Source organism: Streptococcus sp. HMSC073A12 (assembly GCF_001812815.1).
GTDB classification, from domain to species: domain Bacteria; phylum Bacillota; class Bacilli; order Lactobacillales; family Streptococcaceae; genus Streptococcus; species Streptococcus vaginalis.
Genome location: NZ_KV810530.1, coordinates 189934 through 215827 on the forward strand (window position 1 = coordinate 189934; position 25894 = coordinate 215827).

The following is a 25894-nucleotide window of genomic DNA, read 5'->3' on the forward strand; positions in this document are numbered from 1 at the left end:
CAGGAATCCAGTACCAACTTAAAGGCTCCTTAGGGAGACTTTTTTACATCATAAGGCTGCCCTTTTCGTGCTTGAGTGAGGAATTCATCACACTGCTCAGCGTAGGTTGTAAAAGCAGCATTGTAGTCACCATCTTTTAAATCAGGCAAGAACTGCTTTGATAGGTAGTCTAAGCCAGCATCGGTAAAAGCAGTGATGCCGTAGCCTGTCGTTGAAATATGCCACTTCCGTTCTGCCATACTGATTAAGAAAAGCACCCCATCATGATTTTTTCCTTGACCGTAGCCATTGTAGTCGAAGTAGTCATCTGCGAAGTCTTGAGCACTTTTTCCTTCCAGACTCTTAACGGTCACGACAACGACATCACATTTTTGGCGTTTGCTAACATCTTTGAGCTTTGCTAACAAGGCTTTTTCTTGATCCGGCTTCAGCAAGTCCGCTTCATCTACCAGTAATGGATTGGCCGATGCATTGAGCAATTTGGTTACTTTATTGAGATAATACCGAACACCGCTATAAATATTTTTCCCACTCTCAAAAGCTTTCCAAAGTATGTCGTCACTCTTTGCTCCTAGCTTTTCTTTAGCGTTTCCGGCATAATATAGGATCCATTCTTTTTTTTCTTTATCAACAGCAAGGAGAATACCTTCAGCTGTGCCTGCAGATTCTTGATAAACCTTTTCAGCATCAGACAAAATACCATCTTCACCTACTGATTTTGCTGCCAAAAAGTAAACTTTAAAATGATATTGTTCTTCAATAGCTTTAGCCGCTTTGTTAATCTCTGTTATTTCCTTGCTTGAAAAGGCTGAGACTTCATCACGAATATAGCTGGTTTCTTCTGCACAGACAGTCCCAATCATGAGAAAGGAGAGAAGAAGAGTTGTCAGTAATGTTATGAATTTCTTCAACATAATCTCATCCTCCCTTCTTACAGTAAGTGAATCAGCCATACAGCCGCATAACTAACTATACTTGCCGCCACGCCCAGTCCGATTAGCCAACGTCTATAAGCTTGCTTGTCTAAGGGCAAATCTCCGACGAATTTACCAGTCTGACCATTCATTGCAAAGACAAACTTTTTGCCCCTCCAAGTCGTATTTAAGAGCCAAACTGGATAGAGAACATACTTAGTTGAACCATTTATCAAGCGAATATTCGAAGATTCTGGGGTAACGGTAGAAAACCCCGTAACTGTATCTTCAAAGGTTTCCTCCGTGCTTTGCTTGACACAGCTGTTAGCATGAGTAATGCTCTCCTCGGCTCCGACATCATATTTATCTGCTAGGTATCCTGCTAGGTAAGCTGTCTGAAAATCAACAGCTTCTGAAAAATCAAAGGGTTCAATGGATTCCATTAATTGATCATCCAATTTACTTGAACCGTCTACCGGGATATGTTCAAACGCTAACTGACCGGAACGAATAACTGAAAAATAGCTTGTTTCGGTATAGTCATACTCACTATCACTCCATGTTCTAATCCTGCTTGCTTTATAATGAACATCCGCATCTGCTTCTGTGTCAAAAAGCCAGAACGGAACATAACCCCCCTTTACTTCATCAATATGATTTTGGTCTTTAAAAACTTTTGGCAAGAGACGTTTCCCCATGAGATGCTTGTTCAGATTCGCCTTTGCTGCCTTTTTATCTAATTTGAATGGAATCACATAATCTGGCTTTAAATCACCAGCAAAGCGTCCCATCATAACAACAGGATTATCGCAGAATGGACACGAAGTGGCTGCTGTTGACTCGTCAGCAACAATTTCACCACCACAAGATTTACAGACATAAACTGATAGCTGATCAATCTCGCCCGTATCCCATTCACCACCAGCCTGCGTACTCCAAGTCATATTTTCATCAGTCTGGGTTTTTAATTGTTCATCCAATTCCTTCAAACTTGACATATCCAATTCGGAATCACAATAAGGGCACTTCATTTTCTGGATTGAACTATTAAATTCAAGAGCACCACCACAATTTGGACATTTATATTCTTGTAAATCAGCCATGATGACCTCCTTTCTACTGTCATCGAGCTATGAGATAGTTAGAAAAGCTTTTAAACAAGGTCATTTTCATCAAATACATTGCCACATTCAGGGCAGAATTTAGGTGGATTATAAGCATCTTCTGGTTGCCAGCCACAATTGCTACAACGATATTGACGGCGGGTTTCTGGTTTCGGTTGACCACAGTTTGAACAGAATTTACCATTATTGACAGTCCCACAAGTACAAGTCCAGCTGTCACTCACAGGTTTTGGTGAACCGCATTCAGGACAGAATTTACCTGAAGCTTCATGTCCATTTGGACAAGTCAATTTATCTGCAGTAGTTTGGGTTTGAGAGGTTGCACTCGCTGTTTGCGTTTGCTGACTAGCTGCTTGCTCTTGTCCCATCGCAAAAAGATTTTGAGCATTCATGCCGCCTGCGCCCGCTGCCATTCCTACTCCCATAAAGCCAGTCATCGCACCGCCTGGATTTTCAGCCGCTGCTTTCATAGCATCTGCCTGTGCACCGACTAAGGTAGCCGCTGCCATGGTTGGGTCCTTCATAATAGCCACACGTTGAGCCTGCTTAATCATTTCAGCATCTTCGTCTGGAAGAGTTACTGAACCAAGAGCTACACTGACGACTTTCAAGCCACGAAGCTCGCCCCATTTGCTAGAGAGTGCTTCATTCATAGCATTTTCAAGTTCTGTATTGTGGCTAACGATTTGATTTGGCCGCAATTCTAGATCAGATAATGCAGCGAAAGCTGGTTGGAGGGCACTGATAAATTCGGTTTTTAGCTGTGATTCTAATTCTTCACGCAAATATTCTTTTTCGACATTGCCACAGACATTGGTATAGAAAATAAGTGGGTCTGCAATCTTATAAGAATAAACACCAGAACAACGGACAGAAACATCCACATCTAAGCCGATTTTTGAATCCACCACACGAAACGGAATCGGATTTGGTGTGCCAAACTTATTATCAATCAGCTCTTTTGTATTGAAATAATAAACACGTTGATCTTTGCCTGTGTCACCACCATAAGTGAACCGTTTTCCGATTTGTTTGAAGGTCTTCTTAATGGAATCACCTAAATTACCTGTAAAAATACTCGGCTCGCTAGAAGTGTCATAAGTGAATTGACCAGGCTCAGCACAGACTTCAACAATTTTTCCTTGCTCAACAATCATCATACACTAACCATCTGCAACAGCAATTCCAGAACCATTCGAAATAATGTTGTCGCTGCCCTTCGTATTAGATGAACGTCCAGATACTTGCTTTTGTCCTTTGACCACCATGACGGACTTGTCCATGGCATCACAGTAAAAGAATTATTTCCATTGGTCAGCCAATACGCCGCCTACGGCACCAATTCCTGCTTTAATGAGTCCCATAAGAATCTCCTTTCTCTCTTTAAAAAGCATGTTTCCGCTACCTTACACTGTACTACTGAACGACATCATCTCCTTTATCATAAATTTGTAAATTTTTACAAAAAATCATACGCTAACTGGCAATATTTGTCTTTTTATCGCAACATAATTAGCTGTATGAAAGCGTTTTATCTCCAAAACTATTTTACCATATTTTTATAAAATTGTAACTATCAAAAATATGAAAGCTATTTTTGGATTTATAAAACGCCAGAACTTAATCGTATAAATAAAAAAACGAATAATTCCGATGTTCTGACTAACAGAATATCGAAACTGTTCGTTTTTTGTATGATTTTTATGCAACTCTCTTAGATTTCATTTTTTGAAATCCTTGTAGAGACAAGCACAGATCTATCTCACTTAAAGTATATGACATTATACTTTTTCAGGAACAACTGCAAGTAATTCTTGAATAGCTGCTTGGTTGCTTCCTCCAGCCATAGCCATGTTTGGTTTACCACCACCACGACCATTTACGATTGGAGCAAGTTCCTTGATTAAATTGCCAGCATGAATATCTTTTGTCTTGCTAGCCACAAGGACATTCACTTTCTCACCAATGGCTGCCACAAGGACAAGAACGTCTGAATAGTCTTTTTGTTTCCAAGTGTCTGCAAAAGTGCGTAGAGCACCCGCATCAGATACAGAAACTTGGCTGGCAATAAAGCTGTGTCCATTAGCTTCCTGAACATTCTTGAAGACTTCACCTGAAGCTGCTGCTGCTGCTTTTTCTTTCAGTTCAGCATTTTCTTTTTGCAATTGGCGAAGTTGTTCTTGCAAGGCTTCAACCTTATGCGAAACTTCTTTCATTTGTGGGACTTTCAGTGTCGTTGCAATAGCTTTCAAAGCATCTTCTTCCTCACGGTAAGCTTCAAATGCTTCTTTGCTCGTCACAGCGAGGATACGACGAGTTCCTGAGCCAATTCCTTCTTCTTTGATAATCTTGAAAAGACCAATTTCAGAAGTATTCTTCATGTGAGTACCGCCACACAACTCAATAGAGTAATCTCCAATTGTCACCACACGAACTTCTTTTCCGTATTTTTCTCCAAAGAGAGCCATCGCACCCATTTCTTTAGCCGTATCAATGTCTGTTTCAATCGTTTTGATGTCAATCGCTTCCCAAATTTTTTCATTAACTTCTTGCTCAATGCGACGTAGCTCTTCTGCTGTAACTGCTTGGAAATGAGTGAAGTCAAATCGAAGAAATTCTACTTCATTGAGAGAACCTGCTTGCGTTGCGTGTTTGCCTAAAACATTGTGAAGAGCCGCATGAAGCAAGTGTGTTGCTGTGTGATTCTTCATAACACGGTGACGACGATTGTGGTCAATTTCAAGCTTATATTCTTGGTTTAGCGTGAGTGGTGACACCACTTCTACCGTATGGAGCGGTTGTCCATTCGGCGCTTTTTGAACATCTACGACTTGTGCAACGAGATTGCCTGCAAGGTCAAAGATTTGTCCGTGGTCTGCTACTTGTCCGCCCATTTCAGCATAAAATGGCGTTTCTGCAAAAACGAGGTAAGCTTTACCAGAAGCCACTTCTTCTACTTCTTTATCATCTGCCACAATCGCAACCAACTCCGCAGATAAAGCCTCTTTTTCATAGTTAAAGTGGCTTTCAGTTGTAATGTTTTGCAAGGTTTCATTTTGCATGCCCATAGATCCACCTTTAACAACACTAGCCCGTGCGCGTTCTTGCTGCTCTTTCATAGCAGCTTCAAAGCCTTCGCGGTCTACTGTCATACCAGCTTCTTCGGCAATTTCTTCGGTCAATTCTACTGGGAAACCATAGGTGTCGTACAGTTTAAAGACATCCGTTCCTGAAATAACAGACTGTCCCTTTACCTTTAACTCTTCTACAATACTTTGTGCAAAGTGTTGACCTGAATGAAGCGTGCGAGCAAAAGATTCTTCTTCACTTTTAATGATTTTTTCGATAAAATCTTGCTTTTCAAGCACTTCTGGATAATAGCTTTCCATAATTTTTCCGACAGTTGGAACAAGTTTATAAAGGAAAGGCTCATTGATTCCTAATTTTTGACCATGCATCGAAGCACGACGGAGCAAACGACGCAGAACATAGCCACGTCCTTCATTTCCTGGAAGCGCACCATCGCCAATAGCAAATGACAGAGAGCGGATATGGTCTGCAATGACCTTGAAGCTCATATTGTCACCATCTGGATTGTAATTCTTACCAGATAACTTCTCTACTTCACGAATAATCGGCATGAAAAGGTCTGTTTCAAAGTTGGTCTTTGCCCCTTGAATAACAGCTACTAAGCGCTCTAGACCTGCACCCGTATCAATATTTTTGTGCGGCAACTCCTTGTATTCACTTCTTGGAACAGCTGGATCAGCATTGAATTGAGACAAAACAATATTCCAAATTTCAATATAACGATCATTTTCAATATCTTCTGCAAGCAAACGAATTCCTTGATGTTCAGGGTCAAATGCTTCCCCACGGTCAAAGAAGATTTCTGTATCTGGTCCAGAAGGTCCTGCACCAATTTCCCAGAAATTGTCTTCAATTGGAATCAAATGACTTGGATCGACACCAACTGAAATCCAACGATTATAAGAATCATGATCATCTGGATAGTAAGTCATGTAGAGCTTGTCTTTTGGAAAATCAAACCAATCAGGACTAGTCAAGAGCTCAAATGCCCATTCAATCGCTTCATCACGGAAGTAATCACCAATAGAAAAATTCCCCAGCATTTCAAACATAGTATGATGACGTGCTGTTTTTCCGACATTTTCAATGTCATTCGTCCGAATCGCTTTCTGCGCATTGGTAATCCGTGGATTTTCTGGAATAATAGTCCCGTCGAAATATTTCTTTAATGTTGCAACGCCAGAGTTAATCCAGAGTAGAGTCGGGTCATTGACCGGTACTAGACTAACAGACGGTTCGACAGCATGTCCTTTTGAGGCCCAAAAATCTAGCCACATTTGGCGTACTTGAGCACTTGATAATTGTTTCATTTTCTTCTCCTTAAAACATTTCTCTAACTGATTTTTCTATTGCCCATGTGAGTTTTAAGAACTACTTTCAAGAGCTTCTACATAGTCAATAGCCACACACAATGAAACCACTAAATCCGCGTAGGCATCTTCATAAACTACAACTTGATAAGCGGACATCAGGTGCAAGAGTTCTTTTGAAATCTCTGCAATCACTTGTCCCTGCGCATCCAGCAGACGAAATTCTAAATCCCAGATATTCCCCTCGATGCGCAGATCTAAGTTATCAAATTCATATTTATCTCGTAAAAAAGTGAATTTTTTACGGATATAAAAACTCGAACCATTGCGCAATTGAATTTCAAATTGAGGTAAGACTGTTAGCACAGTCTTTTGAATTTGGCTGACCACTTCACCCTTGTCATCATAAATCGTAAAAGTTTTGGGAATTTTTAAAAAGCTTCCCTCCACTTGATAATCAATGTTCCCACGATCATCTTTGATGTCAAATTTCTCACCACCAAAGCGAAATTTTTGTTTTACAAGATAAGTCTTCATGACGGTTCCTCGCAAAAAGACAAGTCCACTAGACGAAGGGCGAAAAACCGCGGTACCACCTTCATTCAATGAACTTGTCATTCTCATTATATATGCAATTTTTCCTTTGAGTAGCATGATTTTCGTTCTTACATGGCTTGCAGCACCGCCAATTCTCTGAACTAAGAGGTCAAAAATCAATTCTCAATAGTCCTATTATACTCACTTATGAGCTTTTCGTCAACTTATTTTGATGAAGATGACGAGCTAGATGTTGATTTGCTATCTGACTTGACATATTGTGAGAACAGATTTTGGAAAGCTTGATCTTTCACCTTAATATTGGCTGCTTGTAATTCTTTGGCAACAATTTTTTGGATAAAGGTTCGATCATTTTGTTTTTGTGTCAAGATAACATTTTTCAGTTGTTTCTTGTAGTCTTTCCAGTTTGCTGATTTTTCAGACTTACTATTTAGTTTCACAATATAATAACTTGAAGAATAGGTTGATGATTTAACGGTGATAACATCAGAAATACCGTTTGCTTCAAGGGAAAAAGCCACTTTTTTAACAGCATCTGGAACATCTGTTGAAGCTGAGTCAAACTTCACTTCCCCACCCTTATCTTTGGTCTTCGTATCCGTAGAATTTTCCTTGGCAATTTGTCCGAAATCAGCACCTTCAGCTTTTGCTTTCTCCAATACTTCCTTTGCCTTATCTTCGCTATCTACCTTGATGATTTGAGCAGTCACTTCTGGTGTATAAGATTCGTATGCTTTTTTATAGTTTGCATCTGTCAATTCTTTTTCAGCTGCTTTTTTGACAGCATATTCGACCAATTTATTGGTTCTGATTTGTTCACGATAAGTATCTTCCGTCAATCCTGCTCTTGCCAATACTTGTTGGAAAGCAGTTCCGTAAGTGCTCTTACTCTTATTGAACGTTTCATTGACTTCTTTTTCTGTAACATGTTTACCATAGCTCTTTTCAAAAACTTCTTGAATGGTCATATTGAGAAGTACTTGTTGAGCAGCTGCATTATTTTTTACTTTGTCATAGAAATCATTGACAGTAATTGTATTTCCTTTCATCGTGATAATATCTTTACCACCAGCTTGCGAGCATGCCGCTAATGTTACAACTGACAAAAGCGTAATGGCTCCTGCTAGAATTTTTTTCTTCATTATGAAAACTCCTTTTTTTAATTCACTTTCTTATTGTACCATAAAATAGATTTAATATCTTAAATTTTCCTAAAAACTGTGAAAGTTTAGAAAATATTAAATCTCTCATTTTTTTCTAATCATCAGAATGCCGTCGCCAAGTGGTAGCAAGGTTGAAGTCAATTCAGGCTGATTCAGTGTTTTATCAAATAATTGGTGCAACCCTCGATAAATCGTTCGTTGACCTCGGCGAACTTCACTCATCTCCTTTGTGACATCTCCACCTTGAAAAACATCATCTATGATGATAATTCCTCCTGAAGAAAGGCGCTTCAGAACTTCTGGCAGAAAGACAACGTATTTGGACTTAGCAGAGTCCATAAAGACAAAGTCATAGCAATCTTTCAAATGAGGAAGAATATCCATTGCATCTCCTTCCAGCAATGTAATTTGCCTGCGCTTATCAAACTTGGAAAAGTTCGCTTTGGCAAGAGCAATCATTTCTGGATTTCGATCAATCGTTGTGATTTGTGCGTGCGGTGCATGTTCTGCCATTAAAAGAGCTGAAAAACCAATGGCTGTCCCAATTTCCAAAATCTTCTGTGGCTGTAAAGTTTCTAACAGAAAACGAAAATAGGCAACTGTTTCGTGAGGAATAATGGGAATATTTTCTGCATGAGCAAAAGTTTCGAGCTCTTTTAAGGAGCCCGAAACTTGCTTTTGCCGTGTCCGCATAAAATCGACGATTTCTTCTTTGACAACGGGACGACGCATATTGTGATTGGCATTTTTACTATAGGATTCAACCATTTTATGCCAGTCCTAACTTTTCTACGAGTGCTTCAAATTCATCAAGACGACGTTCAAAGACTGCAAAAGCAGCATTGAGGTAGTCTTCTTTTTCCATATCTACACCAGCTTTTTTAATGACATTTAGCGGATAATCAGAATTTCCTGCTTTCAAGTAGTTGAGATACTTCTCTTTATCTTCTTGCGTTCCGTTAACAATCTTATCTGCTAAGGCAGAAGCAGCTGAGAAACCGGTTGAGTATTGAAAAACATAGTAATCATAGTAGAAATGCGGAATCCGTGCCCATTCGTATTGAATTTGTGGGTTGTCTTCTTTCGTCAAACCATAATATTTTTCATTCAAATCTGCGTACAAATCATTCAAAAATTCACTCGTCAAGACTTGACCTTCTTGGTCAGCTTTGTGAATGGCATGTTCAAACTCGGCAAATTGAGTTTGGCGGAAAACAGTTCCACGGAAACCGTCCAAGAAATGATTCAGAATCGCAAAGCGGGTTTGATCGTCATCTACTTCTTCCAATAATTTCTCCGTCAGGATATTTTCATTGGTCGTAGAAGCAATCTCAGCTAAGAAAATAGAATAATCTCCGTAAACGTATGGCTGATTTTCACGAGTATAGCTAGAATGCATACTGTGACCTGTTTCATGAACCAGCGTGAAAAGATTGTCCAACGTATCTTGCCAGTTGAGCAACATAAAAGCATTGGTATCGTAAGAACCACCAGAATAAGCCCCAGAGCGCTTGCCTTGGTTTTCATAAACATCAATCCAACGATCTGAAAAGGCTTCTTTTACTCGACCTAGATAATCTTCTCCAAGGATAGCTAAGACTTCTTCTGCTTTCATCAAGGCTTCCTCATAAGTAAATTTGTAATCTGCTTCTGACAATGGTGTATAGAGGTCATACATTTTCAAATCAGAAAGGCCTAAAATCTTTGCACGTAGGGCAATGTAGCGATGTAAGAGTGGCAAGTGTTTGTTGACCGCAGACACTAAGCTATCATAAACACTTTCTGGAATAAAGTTAGCAGACAAAGCAGCTTCACGCGCAGAAGAAAAATTACGAACTTTGGCATTGTAATTATGAACTTTAACATTCGTTTGGAGTGTCTTAGCATAAGTATGTTGGTATTGCTCATAGACGCTGTAAAGCGCTTCATAAGTTTCCTTGCGGACTGTACGATTTTTCGACTCCACTAAACTAATGTAATTTCCGTGCGTCAATTGCACTTCATTTCCTTCTTCGTCGTGCACGGTTGGAAAGACAATATCAGCATTATCTAAGATTCCAAAAGTTTCACCCGCAGCACTAAAAATTTCACCAGCTCCTGCTAACAATTCTTCCTCACGTTGAGAAAGGATGTGAGGTTTCTTTTGCAGTAGCTTATCAAAGAAATGCTGATAGATTTGCAATTCGGGCTTTTCAGCTAAGAAAGTCTGATATTGCTCGTCTGTGATTGCCATAAATTCTGGCTCATAAAAAGCAAAGGCCTGTCCGAACTCACTATAAATGGCCATTCCTTTGGCTTGGTATTCTTGATATTTTGCCACGCGCGTATCTTGGTCATTTTTCATGTGAGCATAGGAATAGAGTTTTTCGATACGACGCATCAAGTCCAATTGGATTTCTGTTGTTTTTAAAAGGCTGTCAGATGAGTCCAAAAGATGCCCTGCTAAGCTGCTGGCTTCTTTTAATTCTTTTGAAACTTGAGTTAACTCTGCCTCAAAAGCTTCATCTGTTGTGAAAATCGTTGTTAGGTCCCAAGTGTATTTTTCTTCAATTTCATTTCTTTGTTTTGCCATAAAATTTCCTCCGTCCTTCCTATTCTATCATAAATATTGCCAAAAATCTTTGCATAAAAAGCTGGAGGATAGAGAATTTGGAAATTTTTATTTTTTTCTTTTTCATAATAAGCTGAAAATTGCTGGTAATAAGGTGTGAGATCTTGAAAAATCTGGCAGAAAGAGCTGGAACGAACAGGTTGGACTTGCGGGTAAAAGTCACTAGCCGTTTTGGTTAATAAATTATCACCCGTTTGATACAATTCTGCCTGCCATTTCATCCATTTGGGCTGCTGATAATAGAGCTGCTGGCGCACATAACTGCAAATATTTTTATCTTCTTTTGCCAGAAAACTCGTCATTTCCTGCTTGCAGAATGGCTGACGAAAGATGTCTAAAAGGTTTCCTTTACCAAAAGCAAAACTTTTCTCCTTATACTGAACCTTGCCATGCAAATCTTCATGAATCAAGTATTTAAGCCTCAAGAGCTGTTGCTGTTCGTCTAATTCCCATAGATGAAAGCCCATATTTTGACTGAAATAGAGAAAGTCCTTTTGTAAATTGGTCAAGGAATCTTTCAGCCAAAGTTTCTTTCCCAAGAGCCAAAAGACGCGATAACCATGCTGACGATAACTGTCCGTACGCTCTTTTAAGCGTTTTTGACTAAGCGAGCTACACTGAACTTCAAGCGCAATTTGTTTTTCAACTAACAAATCTGCGATTTGCTGCAATTCTGGTAAATAAGCTTCTACTTGAATCGCATGATTGGATTTTCTAGCCCAAGTAAACAAAGCAGTTTTCAGATTTAGGTGCTCTGCACTTTCATTTTCCGTAGAAAAATGGCAGTTTTTCAAGGAAATATGAGCAAAATGCGATCGCATCACCTTGCCATTCTTAAATCGCACCGCTTCCTTACAAGCCGGGCAGAGAAACCTATCCAACGGATTTACCGTATCTTCCACAGCATTTAGCATTTTTCCGTTTTCCTGACAAGCCATTAACATAGATTATTTTCCCCTTTTACTTAAATTATTCGTAAAAAAAGAGTGAGACAGAACTCATCTTAAAAATTTTAAGTTAAGTTCTGTTTCACCCCCGCAAAGTTGCTCAACAGTCTTCCAGACTGTTGAGCTGGTGGATAAAGAAAACAAAGTTTTTATCAAAAGTGCTTTTCTGAGCTTGAAAAATGAAGAACTTTGAAGGTGGGGCAAAGTGCTCAGCTTCCTTTGTTTATATAGTTAGAATTATAAGACGCAGTAGTTGAGTGGACTCTAATATGTTGATAAATCAACTTTTACAGCCCTACTCAACCGTGCGGAGGTGGGACGATGAAATCAAGTTTCTACAAAACTACTGATTTCTGCCCCACTCTCATCCTCCACCTCAAAGTAGTGCTTTGAGCAAACAGCTACTGCGACCTTGGTTTATTGCACTATATAAATTGAAGCTGGAGACTTTCGTTCCAGCTTCAAATTTTTTATAAGGGGAAACAAAATTATTGAATCGCTTCAGCGCCGCCCATTTCTTCTTTGTACAACTTCGTATCATACATCTTAATAAATGGATACCAAATCACAAAGGCAGACAGAGCACAGACAAGTGCAACTACGAAAGCACCAATATTACCACCTGAACCAACATAAGCTCCAAGACCAATAGGTGTTGGCCATGGTGTTTGGGCAATTGCTTTACCAGCTAGTCCAAGTCGGACAGACCAGTAACCAATTGAAGCAGAGACAATTGGAGCCAAAATAAACGGAATGGTCAACATTGGATTATACACAATTGGTAGACCAAAGATAAGGGGTTCGTTGATGTTGAAAATAGCTGGACCCATAGCTGCTTTTCCAAGCATACGTAATTGATCTGACTTCGCACGGAAAGCAATATAGAAGCAAAGCAATAAGGTCGCACCAGAACCACCGATTGTTACATAAGAGTTGGTAAATTCACCTGCATAAGCAATGAATTTGCCGTCAACGTTTTGTGCCATATTAGCAAGCAAGATCGGATTAACCAGTCCCATAACGATATTAGCACCGTGAATACCGACAATCCAAAGAGCATGAACCAATAAGTAAATCACAACGATACCTAGCCATGTATTAGTGATATGGCTAACAAAGGCAAACGGAATTGCAATAACTTTATAAATATCTGTACCAAATAGGATAAAGATACCGTTAATGAAGAGTACTGCAAATGCAATGACAAAACCTGGAATGAGGGCTGTAAATGAACGAGCAACTCCTTCTGGAACAGCTTCAGGCATCTTGATGACCCAATTCTTCTGCACACAAAGGCGATATAGTTGCACAGCGAAAATGGACATCAGAATCGCAGTAAACATACCTGATGTAGATAAACGTGTCAAACTATCTCCGCCAACAGTCCAACCACCAATTGTTGCTTTTCCTGTAACGGCTGAAATCACTCCTTTAGAATAAGTTAATTCAGGAATGGTCAAAAAGTAAGCAAATACCGCTAAGAGACCACCATTGAGTGGATTGAGGTTGAGCCCTTCTTCTTCGACATAAATTTTTGTGTATTCATACCCAATAACAATGGCAAAATAGAGAGACAAAATCCCCATTGTACACTTATAAGCTAACAAGTATAGAGCTTGAATCTTATCAAATGAATTCGCCCACAAATCAACAATAAATTGAAGATTAAAGGCTTGCGGTATAACACTAAGAACCAAGAAAGCAGACCCTACGATTGTAAAGGGAATGCTGGCCATCCCGGCAGCAACAATAGCACGAACAGGACGCCAAGTAGAGACTTTCCCCATTGGTCCCATGAGGTACTTTTCTAGAAATTCAAACAATTTATTCATAATATATCCTCCTATGATGTTTGAAATATAATTTATAAACTAACGTTGAACAGTGGCAATATATTCTTGAATGCGTTTATATTGCTTATCTGTATGGTGATGAATCCGACTTAATTTTCTTAACATTAGAATGGCTAAAAGTAGCCCCAATAAAAGTACAACCGTTAAAACGGTTACAGTGGTTGTACTAATCGAAAAAAATGGAAAGAGGAAATGATACTGTCCCACAAAAACAATTATCAGTAGCAAAACATTTGCTAAAGCAGAAATATTGTAAAAGAACCGCGTTAATGTCGCTTCTTTTTGATGAACGCTGTACATTCGTGTTTGTTCCCACATTGCCAACGCCGCTAGAACAGTTAGCAACAAAGGCAACAGCAAAACTAAACCAGCCTTTGAAAGATACAGCATTAGCATCCAATAAAGATTAGCAAAGAAGAAAAATGCTGTCGCGTAGCGGACTGAAAAGAAACGCGTGTAGTACATGTTTTTTATTGCTGCTTCTTTTCGTCTTGCTTCTAGTTCTTGTTTCTCTTTTTCAGTCATGTTTTCCCCTTTCATTCATCTTTTACTTTTCAATCTTTCGATAAAGACTGAGCATTTCAAGTGCTACCTCACGCAAGGTCATAGTTGTCATCAAATGATCCTGAGCATGCACCATGATAATTTCAATTTTGATTTCCGTTCCACTTGCGTATTCTTGTAGCAAATTTGTTTGTGCATGATGAGCTTCCAATAGCTCTGCATTGGCAGCTTCTAACTTTTCAGCAGCTTCATCATAATGCCCTTCGCGCATATCTGCAAATGCTTCATGAACTGTTGTTCTTGCTGAACCACTATGCAGGATAATTTCAAAAGCTGCAACTTGTAATTCTTCCTGATTCATAGACAATCTCCTTTACTTTATGTTTAAAAATAATGCTTTAAATTCTGTAAACGACTGACAGCTCAATATCTTTGCTTGCAGGTCAGGCTGCTCTAACAAATCAACAATCTTTGATGTCAACGTTGCCATTTCTTCATTCCCATAAACGGACGGAGAAGGGAGAAAAATGAGTTGAATTTTAGGACTTTCTTCATTCCACTGCACGCCATTTCTCACAATGGCAACACCAATTTTATGATTCTTTGCAAGGGGCTTAATCGGGTGAGGCACCGCAACTTGTTCTGAAAAAACGACAGAACTCATCTTTTCACGCTGCTTGATTAGCTCTTGCATATGTGTAACAAAATCCTTTTCTTCTCCCTGCTCCATTTTTGTTAATAATTCTTGCAAAATCTGCTCTTTTGACGCATCCTGCATGAGAATAAAACAAGATGGAGAGAAATATTCATCAAAAATCCTTTCACTATCTTTATCAAATGTTATCATCGCTTTAACTGGCAAACAGGTTCCAATCGGCTTTAACTGACTGACCTTTTGCTTGATGGACTTTAATTCCTCTGCATTTAAAAAGATACTAACAGTAAAAACAGGAACACTAAAGACTAAATTTGACAAGTCAATAGACGAAATGATGAAATCAATATCTTTCAAACGTTCATCATCCAACTCATAATAACCAATCACATCTACAATGTGAACTAAGTTACCCAGCTCATTGACAATCCGATTTTTTAGCATTAATGCCGATCCATAACCCGTAGCACAAATCACCAAAATGTTAAACTTTTGCTTTTCCTTTAATCGCTCCAAAGCAGCCATGAAATGCAGTGCCACATAAGCCACTTCATCATCTGATAAGTCTTCCTTAGAAAAAATCGGCATTTCCTGCAAAATTTCTCGTGTCATTTCCAAAACTGCTGGTGCTTGCTGTTGAATATCCTGTAAAAGGGGATTTTCAAGCATCACATGATTTTGCAAACGCACATAGAAAGTAGATAAATGAACAACAACTCCTTCAACTAATTGAAAATCATGCTGAAATTGATAAGCCTTGACATGCTCGACTTGCTCTAACGCCTCTAGTAGCTGCTTGCGAATTTCTTGATTGGTGTCTATTTTGGTATTCTGGCTTTCTTGACAAGAAGCTTTTGAAATCAAATGGAGCGTGATATAGTCTACTTCTTCTTTGGGAAATTCCAGCCCAGTTGCCAAATACACTCTGTGTAAAATTTTCTCAGCAATCTTTCGTTCTGCCAGATAATTACCTTGTTCCCAGTCTTCAATCTTGCTAATTTGGAAGCCTTCTGCAATCCTTTTAAACGATAAGGCAATATGAATGACTAAATTTTGAATCACAAAATCTGACAACTTTAAGTGACCTTCACGACATTCGTCCAATACGATAATCGTCAATTCTTCTAAGCTGATTTGCCGTCCTGGAACTTCAATGTTAATGTAATTGTGCAAACTTTGAAAGAAATTATCACGAAAAAAGTAATCCATGATAAAACGTCGTTTATTCCGTTCGCTGCCTTTTACATAAATACCACGATTGGCTTTGCTCTCGATTTGTAAATCATACTTTGCCAAGTCTTGTCTGATTTTCTTGAAATCTGCTGACAAGGTTGAACGACTGACAAACAGCTCTTCTGCTAAGTCATCACAATAAAGTTTTTCCTGCTCAAAGAGCAATTTATTTAAAATGTAATTGTAACGATCCTCTATATTTTCAGTCTTAGCAGAGTTTTGCTCTGTAAAAAATTCTGTTTCTATAAAGTTTCGATAGAGAGCTTTATCTTGAAGTTCAAGTCGATAACCATAACCTTGCTTGGCTGTAATCTTCCAACCAGTTTCATCAGGCTTCCAATCCATCAATGATTTCAGGTAAGTTCTTATCGTACGATCAGAGCAAGAAAGCTGACTAGCTAATTCCTTACTTGTAATATAATGATCTTTATTTTCCAACAAAGATTGAAGAATCAATTTTTCTTTCTGATGTAGCAATACAGTTCTCCTTCCGCATTTATAAGAACTATTTTACCCTTTTTGAGCTGAAAATTTAAATCTTTTCCAAGATGAGGTTTGCCATTTTTTCAATTCCCATTGGAATAGGAATGTAGGCTTGCGGAGGAATTTGTACAATAGGTTTGCCGACTTTTGCTCCAGCATCCTCAAATTGCTTGAAATACATTTTTGTTTGAGGGCTAATGAGATAAAGATCAAATTCAGCAGCAGCAATGGCTTTTCCACCTTCTGTCGCACTAATAGCATCTACTTCAATGTCATGCCCTTTGCTCTTTAAAAATTCCGTTGTTTTCTTTGCCATCAAAGAAGATGACATACCTGCTGCACAGATAATCAATGCTTTAGCCATAAGATTTTCTCCTTATAAATAAAATTTATTTTATAAACTCATTATATATGAAAACGGTTGCAACTTCCATCTTATTTTTTTCCTTAGTTAAACGGAAACATTTCCTTAGTCACTTTTTTTACTTATATTTTAACTTATAACGGAGAATAGTTCCTGATAAAACCAAAGAAACGCTGTTAGCCATAATCAAAGGCAGATCGTTAATCACCAAGCCATGAAACAGCCACAAAGCAATACCAACAACTTGCATCAGATACATGCCAAGCGCAATAGACTCTGTGTCCTTGGTCTTGATGACTTTGAAAACCTGGGGCAAAAAGGCAAAGGTTGTTAAAATAGCAGCAATACTGCCAATCATGTTTATCTCCTGAATAATAAGTAACGACCAGCGCTCTTGATGAGCCTATGGCCAAGTGACGCATAGTCTACGAAAAACTCTTCAACTTGTATCAAATTTTATTGACTGGAAATACCCACCAACCATCTATTTTGAAGAGTTTGACGAAGAAAAGTACATTTTCCTCTCAAAGAAAATGGGCGGAAGAAAAATCTCCATTCCTCTTCCACTCCTTTTGGGATCAGTGTCTTTCCATCAGATGTAGGCATTCATGATACCTGGATATTTTAACAGGACCTGGACATCCTTCTTTTCCAAACCATAGATTTCCATAATCAATTCGCGAATCTTGGCATCATTGATGTCACTGTCTACGAAAAAGCCGTCTGCATTTTTCAACTTAATCGTCAAATGCTGAGTGATAGCTGGATTGGCAGCCAAGTCTGGCACAGCGACTCCTTTAGAAAATTTGATGACATAGGTTATTTTTTTACTCATAAAATCCCTTATCTAGTCTACAGTTTCTCCATTTGATGCAATGACTTCCTTATACCAGTTAAAGGACTTCTTCGGTGAACGTTCATAACTCCCCTTGCCATCGTCATCCTTATCGACATAGATAAATCCATAGCGTTTGCGCATTTCACCCGTACCTGCTGATACTAGGTCAATACAGCCCCAAGGCGTGTAGCCCATGAGATCCACACCATCTTCTACCACGGCCTTTTTCATCTCGCGGATATGAGCACCCAGATAGTCAATCCGGTAATCATCGTGTACCATACCGTCTGCTTCCACTTGGTCAATAGCTCCAAAGCCATTTTCCACAATGAAAAGCGGTAGATGATAATGATCCGTAAACCAATTGAGAGCATAGCGCAGGCCTTCTGGGTCAATCTGCCATTCCCATTCAGAAGCCTTGACAAAGTTATTTTTAACCAAATCTTCAGTCTCTATATAGTCGAAGTAAGGATTATTTTCCCGATGGGAGTCAATAGCAAAGGACATGTAGTAGCTAAAACCAATATAGTCAACAGTGCCCTCTAGCAAGTCTTTTTGATCCTGCTCGCTAAAGTCCACCTTGATTCCCTTCCTTTCCCAGTATTTGAGAATATGCTCAGGATATCGGCCAAAGACATGCACATCTGTAAAGTAATAACGCTTCTGCATAGCTTTCATCGCCATGAGGACGTCCTTAGGATTGCAAGTAGCTGGATAAATCGGACACATGGCAATCATACAACCGATTTGGAAGTCAGGATTGATCTCATGACCGATTTTAACTGCTCGCGCAGAAGCTACCAGCTCATAGTGAGCCGCCTGATACATGATTGCTTCGCGATCATCGCCTTCCTTGTAGACAATCCCAGAGTTAGTGAAGGGAGCAAAATCCTCCTGATAATTAGCTTGGTTATTGATTTCATTGAAAGTCATCCAGTATTTGACTTTATCCTTATAACGCTCAAAAACAACTTCTGCAAAACGGACAAAGAAGTCAATCACCTGACGATTTTTCCAGCCACCATACTCGGTCACCAAATGATAAGGCATTTCGAAATGCGACAGAGTAATAACTGGCTCAATCCCGTATTTGAGACATTCATCAAAAAGGTCATCATAAAACTGCAAACCAGCTTCATTGGGCTGCTCTTCGTCTCCCTTAGGAAAAATCCGCGTCCAAGCAATAGAAGTTCGGAAGCACTTGAAACCCATTTCCGCAAACAGAGCAATGTCCCCCTTATAAAGATGATAAAAATCAATTGCTTCATGATTTGGGTAGTATTTGCCTGGCAACACTCCAGCCGTAATTTCACGCGGAACCCCATGGCGAGCTGCTGTCATCACATCAGCCACACTAATGCCCTTGCCGCCTTCCTGCCAACCACCTTCTAGTTGATGAGCTGCAACTGCTCCACCCCAGAGAAATCCGTCTTTAAATGTTGACATGTCTAAAGTCCTCCTGATTTTGATACTTTTATTATACTCCTAAGAAAGCGCTTTTAAAACCCATATTTTTGCCACAGCAATGCGGAAAATAAATCCAAAGTTTGTGAAAGCGGTTGCTTTTTTGGCTCATTTCTTTCTATAATGAAGGAAAAGAATATAAAATCTACATTATGTTTCTCTATCTAAGAAAGGTCATCTCATTCCGCTATGATTACAAAATTCTTTCATGATTACAAAAAGTTTTTGATTTATATACCTATTATTGCTATAACTTGTACTATGATAGCTTTTTTATTGTACTTTTTACCCATTGATTCACGCCCGTTTTATCTTTCCCTCTTTACTTTTCCTTTTAGCTTACCTCCTTTCTTTCAGCAAAAGAAAGTTTCTACTTTTATCTTTGCTGGTTTTATAGACGGAGTTTTAAAAACAGGACTTTTTCTACTTGGTATCAAGCCTGTTAGTATTACACTTCCATTTTTAGTCGTTTATAGATGTGTCAGCCTGATTGCCTATGTTTGGCTCTTTTTATTTAAGAAAAAACTAAATGAGTAAATTAAAAAGAGTGAAACAGAACTAAAATTTGAAAATTTTTAGTTCTGTCTCACCCCACAGCCTGAGAGACTGTTGAGATGGTGAATGACAAAAACGACGTTTTCATCAAAAGTGTTTTTTCGATCTTAAAAAGCAAACAAGGTTAAGACTCGTTTCATGAGCCTTATCCGGTAACTAATTCGTCATTGCTTTATTATACAATATGCTATGAAGCTGGAGACTTTCAATCCAGATTTTTTATACCTCTCTTATTTTAACCGAATAATTTCTGATTTGGCTTGTTTGGCACTTTCAAAAAGAAGGCTAAAACAAGCACTACAATCATCACACCAGCTAAGAAAAAGCTCATCATTTCATAGCCAGATTTGTCAATAATGTCTCCTGCAATATTTTGGATAAGAATGGTTCCCAAATTTCGGGCTGTTTGAACAAGGACAATAGCTGTCACCATATATTTTTCATCTACTACATTAGCAACAATCTTTAAAGTCACCATAATCAACAACATTCCTGTGGCGTGCTTTGACATCAAGGTCAAAAGAATCTTGGAAGTCAATCCAAAATCCAGACCATAAATCACATACTGTAAGAGCAAAATGAGCAGGGGAATATAAAGCAATTTTTTAATCGGAAGTTTATCCATAAAAAGATAAGAAAAGAAGATCAAGGGCGACTCACAAATAACAGAAATAGCTACCACAGTCGTCGCCACATTGACACTTAAACCACTATGCTCTAACATAGATGGTATATAAGTGTGACCAGTATTCCCGACTCCAGAATAGAGCGCTACAATAACGAGGTAAAACAAATATGTTTTATTTTTAAAAATCTGTCCAATATAGGAATCATTTTTCGTTTGTGTCGTTTTTTTAGGACGCTGATCTTGTTTTGGCTCAATTCCCAGCACTCCAAGAATACTCACACACATCATACCGATAAACACGATGAAAATCGCTTGCGGAGAGATGAACTTATAAATCAGCCCTGCTAATTGTGAGCCCATTGCATAGCCAAAAGTCCCCCAGATACGGATTTTCCCATAAGTATAAGGGCTTCTAGCAGCTAGAACGTCCATAACAGGATTCACACCGTTGATTAGCATTAAAACAGCGCTGTACCAAATTGTCAAGAGCAAGAGATTATTGGCTTGCATGAAAAAAATTGCTCCAACGATGATGAAAAGAAAGCTATAAATGGTTACTTTTTTAATGCCAATCGCGTCATTCAAAACACCCATAATAGGCTGTACAAGCATTGAAGAAAAGAACGAGGCAGAGACAACAAGTGAAACCTGACTAGCCGAATACCCCTTATCCAGCATATAAACTGAAATTAAAGTTGAAAACAATGAGTATGATAAAAAATAAAAATTATACATCAAAAAATAAGCAAAATAGCTATTTTGAAATTTCCTAAACATGATTTTTCCTTCTCCCTAAAAAGGTGACAAAGCCCGATTGGACCAACCAATCGAGCTTTCTATTCTACAAATGAGTAATTAACGTTTCTGACGACGAGATAATTGTGTATCGTTAGTCGTACGCTGTTTTCTTCTTTGCTTACGTTTCGTTGCTTCAAAAACGACAATAAGCAAAAGAATAAGCAACGGAACTGCGACCAGAATGTGATAATCTAAAAAGAGTTGCTTCAAACTTTTTCCGCTAGATTTTGCTGTTGTAGTTTTTACAGTTGATTTAGCTGTACTGTTTTTAATTGCTGTATTCTTTACTTCTGTGACATTATCTCCGTTTGAAATAAGCGAAGAAAGTTGCTCCAAACCATTATCATTTTTCAATACGTCATTTTCCACAACTGCTTTTGCTGCTGTGTCTTTTTTCACTGTTGCATAGAAATCTTTTGACAGGTTATATCTTTTTCCATTGATTGTTTGTTCTCCAGCCTTGAAAATTTTTTTGTACTCATAATCAGCATAAGCTTTCTCAATCAAGGCATTGCCAAATGGATGGCGGTAATATTCTCCGTCTTGGTCAGACCAATTCCCAACTCCCATGATAACACTAATCAAACGTTGTTCCCCTCGCTTAATCGTTGCGATGTAATTAAAAGCTCCTCGTGGACTTGACCCCGTCTTTAAACCTTCGACGCCTTCAATGCCATATTTGGCACCGGGAAGTGAGTAATTATAGGTTTCAAAGGTTTCTTCATACGGCGTTCCCTTTTTTACCGTTACGACTGGTTTATTGGTGTAATTTAAAATATTTGGATAATTCTTGACGAAATGGTACCCTAAAATGGCTAAATCGCGCGCCGTTGTCTGATTGGCTGCATTGTTATCATACCGTTGTGGAGTATACAAGCCTTTGAAAGAAACAGCTGCAGCTCCGCTAGCATTGAACCATTTTGTATTGGTCATACCTAATTCTTTTGCCTTGGCATTCATCATGTCCAAAAATGTATCTGGATCATTGTTAGATAAATAATTGGCTAACATAACAGTTGTCGCATTTGAAGATGGAACAGCTGTCATCGTAATCAATTCAGAGACAGTATAATCTACTCCCGCCACAATTTTATTATTGGAAATTTCGTAAATTTTGGCAATTGCTTCATCACGTGGTGTTGCTTTGATAACTGTATTTTCGCTCAACTTTCCTTGCTGAATTGCTTCAAAAACTAAATACAAGGTCATCAATTTGCTCATACTGGCAGGATCACGAACTTCATCAATATTGTCTTGCCAAAGGATATTTCCCGTATTAGCATCTACAATCAAGGACGATTTAGGTCGATTGATTGGATTGATCTTCTCGTTTGGATACATTTTTTGTGCCATATCAACCAACTCATCTGCACGAGCAGCAGTTACTCCCACATACAACACAAAAAGACAAACAATAGCTAACAGCTTTTTCACTAGAATCCTCCTAAGTTCTCACTTATCTTCTAGTATAGCACACTTTATCCATAAGATAACGAACTTTTTTCAAAATGTCAAAAAACCTACCTAAAAATTAGATAGGAAATAGATTCTTATTTTTTCAAAATGCTTAAAGCTTCTTTATCTGCGATAATGACAACATCTTCATGTTTTTGAAGGACGCTTCCTGGTAGTTCTTCTGTAATCGGTCCTTCTACTGTTCCTGCAATCGCTTTAGCTTTTGAAGCACCATAAGCAAATAAAATAATAGATTTTGCATCGAGAATATTCCGAATCCCCATTGAGTAAGCTTGCGTCGGTACATCTTCTATTTTATCAAAGAAACGAGCATTCGCTTCAATAGTTAATTGCTCCAAATCCACTACATGAACCGTGCTATCAAAGCTCGTCCCTGGTTCATTAAACCCAATATGACCATTTGTACCAATTCCCAAAATTTGCAAATCAACAGGATGTTCTACCAAAATTTGGTTGTAGCGTTTCACTTCTGCTTCCGCATCTTCAGCAACACCATTTGGTAAAAAGCTTTCTTTAAAAGGCTTTTGATTAAATAAATGTTCTTGCATAAAATAACGATAAGACTGAGGATTTTCCCCACTTAATCCTATGTACTCGTCTAGATTCACACTGGTTAAGCCTGACAAATCAAGGTCACTTTCAACAATTTGCTCGTAAAAACTCAAAGGACTGCTCCCTGTCGCTAAGCCTAACGTTTTAGCTCCTTCAGCTAATTTTTCTTTTAATAATTCAAAGGCTACTCTACCGCCGTCTACTTGATTTTCCACTTGAATAATTCTCATCGCTAAACTCCTTTTCCTTATTTAATTACATTATATGGTATAGACCGATTTTTGTCAAGAGAATTTGTTTCTTTTTAAAAAATCCGAGCTTGTTTGCACGAAAAATCGTGCTATAATAGAAGAATGTTAGTCTATTTACTCTGTTTATTTTTACTGGGAGTTGCATTTGTTATCGCTGCGCTCCTTTTCAAAACCAAGCGAATCTGGTATTATACCCTATTGATTTTAGGCATTTTACTCATGTGCCTGCCACTTGTTGCTTGTTGTTATTCGTTATGGATTTTAATTACAGCCTAAGGAGAATGTATGAATACTGCTGATTTTGACTTTCATTTACCAGAAGAATTAATTGCACAAACCCCTTTAGAAAAGCGAGATGCTTCCCGCCTTTTAATCGTCAATCACGAAACTGGTCAAATGGAAGATACGCACTTTGATGCCATTATTGATCAATTACATCCTGGAGACGCTTTGGTTATGAATGATACGCGCGTCTTGCCAGCACGCCTTCATGGTGAAAAGTCTGAAACAGGCGGACATGTTGAATTACTACTGTTGAAAAACATCACAGGAGATGATTGGGAAGTGCTAGCGAAGCCAGCCAAGCGCTTAAAAGTCGGAGCAGCTATATCTTTTGGTGACGGGCGCTTAACAGCAACTGTCTTAGAAGAATTAGAACACGGCGGACGAATTGTACGTTTCCATTACCAAGGGATTTTCTTGGAAGTGCTTGAAAGTCTGGGCGAAATGCCTTTGCCACCTTATATTCATGAAAAATTAAAAGACCGTGAACGCTATCAGACTGTTTATGCTAAAGAAAATGGCTCAGCGGCTGCTCCTACTGCCGGGCTTCATTTTACCAAAGAGCTGCTGGCTCAGATTGAAGCTAAAGGCGTAAAATTAGTCTATCTGACGCTTCATGTTGGTCTAGGAACCTTCCGTCCTGTCTCTGTAGACAATGTAGACGAACACGAGATGCATTCAGAATTCTATACATTGTCTGAAGAAGCAGCTAACACGCTTCGACAAGTCAAAGCTAGTGGACATCATGTCGTTGCAGTTGGAACAACTTCTATCCGTACACTGGAAACAATTGGTTCAAAGTTTAACGGGGAAATAAAAGCTGACTCTGGTTGGACCAACATCTTTATTAAACCTGGCTACGATTGGAAAATCGTAGATGCTTTTTCTACCAATTTCCACCTTCCAAAGTCCACTCTCGTCATGCTCGTTTCAGCCTTTGCAGGGCGAGAATTGGTGCTCTCCGCTTATCAACATGCCATTGATGAAAAATACCGCTTTTTCAGCTTTGGAGATGCTATGTTTATAAAATAATAGGTGAAATATGAATAAAATTGAAAGCCGTCATCGACTCATTCGCTCGCTTGTCCTAGAGAAAAAAATTCACACACAACAAGAATTACAAGATTTGCTTTCAGCAAATGGCGTTACAGTGACGCAATCCACACTTTCTCGAGACATTAAAGCTTTGAACTTAGTAAAAGTACATGAAGCAGATATTTCTTATTATATTATCAATAGCATGGCACCTTCACGCTGGGAAAAACGCCTGCGTCTCTATATGGAAGATGCCTTGATTATGTTGCGTCCTGTTCAACATCAAGTTGTCATGAAAACGCTCCCTGGTTTGGCACAATCATTCGGCTCTATCTTAGACGCTTTGGAGTTTTCTGAGATTGTTGCAACCGTCTGTGGTGATGATGTCTGCTTGATTATCTGTGAGGACAATCAAAAAGCGCAAGACTGTTTTAACAAATTAAAACAATTTGCACCTCCATTCTTTTTCAGTAAAGATTGAACAATAAAAAAACTAGCACTTACCTTTATAGACTGCACCCCAAAAGTTAGATTTCCTGACTAACTTTTGGGGTGCTTTTTCGATGAAATTAACTTACAAAGAGAACGGACTGATTTACTATTATCATCTAAGATGTCAGTACCACTGTTACACTTACCTTTGTCGGGTATATTTTTTACTACAAAAATATACGGCTCAAAACTAAAAGAGTTTTCATTCAAAAACGACTTCTCCTACTCGAATGTCCGTCCTATCTTTCAGATTATCTTCAGGACATTCTTGAAAGGCAAGAACAAGATCCTGAGCACCTTGAAGCTTTCTTATTTTCAATGCCAATTTGGAGTCAATCAGTAAGCTTATCAAGGACCTCAAATACCTAGCTTCCGGATTTTAAAACTTTTCAAACTTTAAAACACACATTTTCATTGCCTTAAACATCAAAAGAGAGAAGACAACTTTTTGTCCTCTCTCGATGTTAGATGCAGTCAACTCACTACAGTTAATAAAGAGCCTATATGAGTACGTTACCAGACTTACTACTCTGTCTCTTCACTTTTCTTGTTATGTACTAAACCATATAATACACCTGTACTTACAATGACAGCCATTGCAGCAGCTGTAAAGAATGGGCTATTAGTTTCACCAGTATTTGGTAAAGCTTTTGTACCTGAATTGGTATTAGATTGGTTTTCCGTTTGGTCTTTAGCCTTAGGTTCGTTCTTGTC

At 38.6% G+C, this 25894-nt stretch carries 23 protein-coding genes and 2 pseudogenes; 4 read left to right on the forward strand and 21 right to left on the reverse strand.

Going from position 1 to position 25894, the window contains the following annotated elements; genetic code table 11:
• Positions 1-29: 29 nt before the first annotated feature.
• The 17 genes and pseudogenes from HMPREF2876_RS03735 to HMPREF2876_RS03815 form a co-directional block, all read right to left on the reverse strand.
• Positions 30-914 (reverse strand): TPM domain-containing protein, encoded by an 885-nt coding sequence (locus HMPREF2876_RS03735; RefSeq protein ID WP_224784197.1) that lies wholly within the window; start codon positions 912-914, stop codon positions 30-32.
• Positions 915-931: 17 nt separating this feature from the next.
• Positions 932-2017: a TFIIB-type zinc ribbon-containing protein gene (locus HMPREF2876_RS03740; protein WP_070584221.1), complete on the reverse strand. Its 1086-nt coding sequence runs from the start codon at positions 2015-2017 to the stop codon at positions 932-934.
• A gap of 50 nt (positions 2018-2067) precedes the next feature.
• Positions 2068-3402, reverse strand: a pseudogene (locus tag HMPREF2876_RS03745) (SPFH domain-containing protein).
• Positions 3403-3819: 417 nt separating this feature from the next.
• Entirely contained in the window at positions 3820-6438 is a 2619-nt protein-coding gene (gene alaS / locus HMPREF2876_RS03750) for an alanine--tRNA ligase (protein ID WP_070584224.1), read from the reverse strand.
• A 54-nt stretch (positions 6439-6492) separates the two neighbouring features.
• Positions 6493-7062 (reverse strand): LURP-one-related/scramblase family protein, encoded by a 570-nt coding sequence (locus HMPREF2876_RS03755; RefSeq protein ID WP_081333904.1) that lies wholly within the window; start codon positions 7060-7062, stop codon positions 6493-6495.
• A gap of 137 nt (positions 7063-7199) precedes the next feature.
• Positions 7200-8138 (reverse strand): peptidylprolyl isomerase PrsA, encoded by a 939-nt coding sequence (gene prsA, locus HMPREF2876_RS03760; RefSeq protein WP_024051951.1) that lies wholly within the window; start codon positions 8136-8138, stop codon positions 7200-7202.
• Positions 8139-8243: 105 nt separating this feature from the next.
• The gene (locus HMPREF2876_RS03765; RefSeq protein ID WP_024051952.1) at positions 8244-8927 is read right to left on the reverse strand and encodes an O-methyltransferase; all 684 of its coding nucleotides are present in this window, start codon (positions 8925-8927) and stop codon (positions 8244-8246) included.
• Position 8928: 1 nt separating this feature from the next.
• On the reverse strand, positions 8929-10731 hold the full coding sequence (gene pepF, locus HMPREF2876_RS03770; protein ID WP_070241593.1) for an oligoendopeptidase F: 1803 nt from the start codon (positions 10729-10731) through the stop codon (positions 8929-8931).
• Positions 10683-11714, reverse strand: a complete 1032-nt coding sequence (locus tag HMPREF2876_RS03775) for a competence protein CoiA (RefSeq protein ID WP_024051954.1) — start codon at positions 11712-11714, stop codon at positions 10683-10685. The genes pepF and HMPREF2876_RS03775 overlap by 49 nt, the downstream gene beginning before the upstream one ends.
• Before the next feature lie 491 nt (positions 11715-12205).
• Complete coding sequence (gene celB / locus HMPREF2876_RS03780; protein WP_070241592.1) at positions 12206-13549, reverse strand: PTS cellobiose transporter subunit IIC; 1344 nt, start codon at positions 13547-13549, stop codon at positions 12206-12208.
• 39 nt (positions 13550-13588) lie between these two features.
• Entirely contained in the window at positions 13589-14095 is a 507-nt protein-coding gene (locus tag HMPREF2876_RS03785; protein WP_024051956.1) for a hypothetical protein, read from the reverse strand.
• A gap of 22 nt (positions 14096-14117) precedes the next feature.
• Positions 14118-14435: a PTS cellobiose transporter subunit IIA gene (locus HMPREF2876_RS03790; protein WP_021001470.1), complete on the reverse strand. Its 318-nt coding sequence runs from the start codon at positions 14433-14435 to the stop codon at positions 14118-14120.
• Between the two features lie 12 nt (positions 14436-14447).
• A complete protein-coding gene (locus HMPREF2876_RS03795) occupies positions 14448-16439 on the reverse strand; it encodes a BglG family transcription antiterminator (RefSeq protein ID WP_070584226.1) in 1992 nt (663 codons plus the stop codon).
• 55 nt (positions 16440-16494) lie between these two features.
• Positions 16495-16809, reverse strand: a complete 315-nt coding sequence (locus tag HMPREF2876_RS03800) for a PTS cellobiose transporter subunit IIB (RefSeq protein WP_003073302.1) — start codon at positions 16807-16809, stop codon at positions 16495-16497.
• 118 nt (positions 16810-16927) lie between these two features.
• Positions 16928-17167: a SemiSWEET transporter gene (locus tag HMPREF2876_RS03805; RefSeq protein ID WP_024051958.1), complete on the reverse strand. Its 240-nt coding sequence runs from the start codon at positions 17165-17167 to the stop codon at positions 16928-16930.
• A 234-nt stretch (positions 17168-17401) separates the two neighbouring features.
• On the reverse strand, positions 17402-17644 hold the full coding sequence (locus HMPREF2876_RS03810; RefSeq protein ID WP_024051959.1) for a hypothetical protein: 243 nt from the start codon (positions 17642-17644) through the stop codon (positions 17402-17404).
• Positions 17645-17656: 12 nt separating this feature from the next.
• The gene (locus HMPREF2876_RS03815; protein ID WP_024051960.1) at positions 17657-19093 is read right to left on the reverse strand and encodes a 6-phospho-beta-glucosidase; all 1437 of its coding nucleotides are present in this window, start codon (positions 19091-19093) and stop codon (positions 17657-17659) included.
• A 207-nt stretch (positions 19094-19300) separates the two neighbouring features.
• Here HMPREF2876_RS03815 and HMPREF2876_RS03820 point away from each other — a divergent pair, with 207 nt between their 5' ends.
• The gene (locus HMPREF2876_RS03820; protein WP_070584228.1) at positions 19301-19648 is read left to right on the forward strand and encodes a hypothetical protein; all 348 of its coding nucleotides are present in this window, start codon (positions 19301-19303) and stop codon (positions 19646-19648) included.
• A gap of 253 nt (positions 19649-19901) precedes the next feature.
• On the opposite strand, the gene HMPREF2876_RS03825 is transcribed toward HMPREF2876_RS03820, so the two are convergent.
• The 3 genes from HMPREF2876_RS03825 to HMPREF2876_RS03835 form a co-directional block, all read right to left on the reverse strand.
• Positions 19902-21071: an MFS transporter gene (locus tag HMPREF2876_RS03825; protein WP_070584231.1), complete on the reverse strand. Its 1170-nt coding sequence runs from the start codon at positions 21069-21071 to the stop codon at positions 19902-19904.
• A gap of 78 nt (positions 21072-21149) precedes the next feature.
• Positions 21150-22526 (reverse strand): DUF1958 domain-containing protein, encoded by a 1377-nt coding sequence (locus HMPREF2876_RS03830; protein WP_024051963.1) that lies wholly within the window; start codon positions 22524-22526, stop codon positions 21150-21152.
• Positions 22527-22642: 116 nt separating this feature from the next.
• Positions 22643-23350, reverse strand: a complete 708-nt coding sequence (locus tag HMPREF2876_RS03835) for a glucosamine-6-phosphate deaminase (RefSeq protein WP_070241586.1) — start codon at positions 23348-23350, stop codon at positions 22643-22645.
• A gap of 306 nt (positions 23351-23656) precedes the next feature.
• Here HMPREF2876_RS03835 and queA point away from each other — a divergent pair, with 306 nt between their 5' ends.
• The 3 genes and pseudogenes from queA to HMPREF2876_RS10865 all read left to right on the forward strand — a co-directional run.
• Positions 23657-24685, forward strand: coding sequence for a tRNA preQ1(34) S-adenosylmethionine ribosyltransferase-isomerase QueA (gene queA / locus HMPREF2876_RS03840; protein ID WP_070584232.1), 1029 nt, complete (start codon positions 23657-23659; stop codon positions 24683-24685).
• Between the two features lie 10 nt (positions 24686-24695).
• Positions 24696-25169 (forward strand): arginine repressor, encoded by a 474-nt coding sequence (locus tag HMPREF2876_RS03845; protein ID WP_003037450.1) that lies wholly within the window; start codon positions 24696-24698, stop codon positions 25167-25169.
• Between the two features lie 237 nt (positions 25170-25406).
• Positions 25407-25648, forward strand: a pseudogene (locus tag HMPREF2876_RS10865) (transposase); the annotation flags it as partial.
• A 57-nt stretch (positions 25649-25705) separates the two neighbouring features.
• On the opposite strand, the gene HMPREF2876_RS03850 reads toward HMPREF2876_RS10865, so the two are convergent.
• The coding region (locus HMPREF2876_RS03850; RefSeq protein WP_148131430.1) for an LPXTG cell wall anchor domain-containing protein at positions 25706-25894 on the reverse strand (189 nt) is incomplete at its 5' end.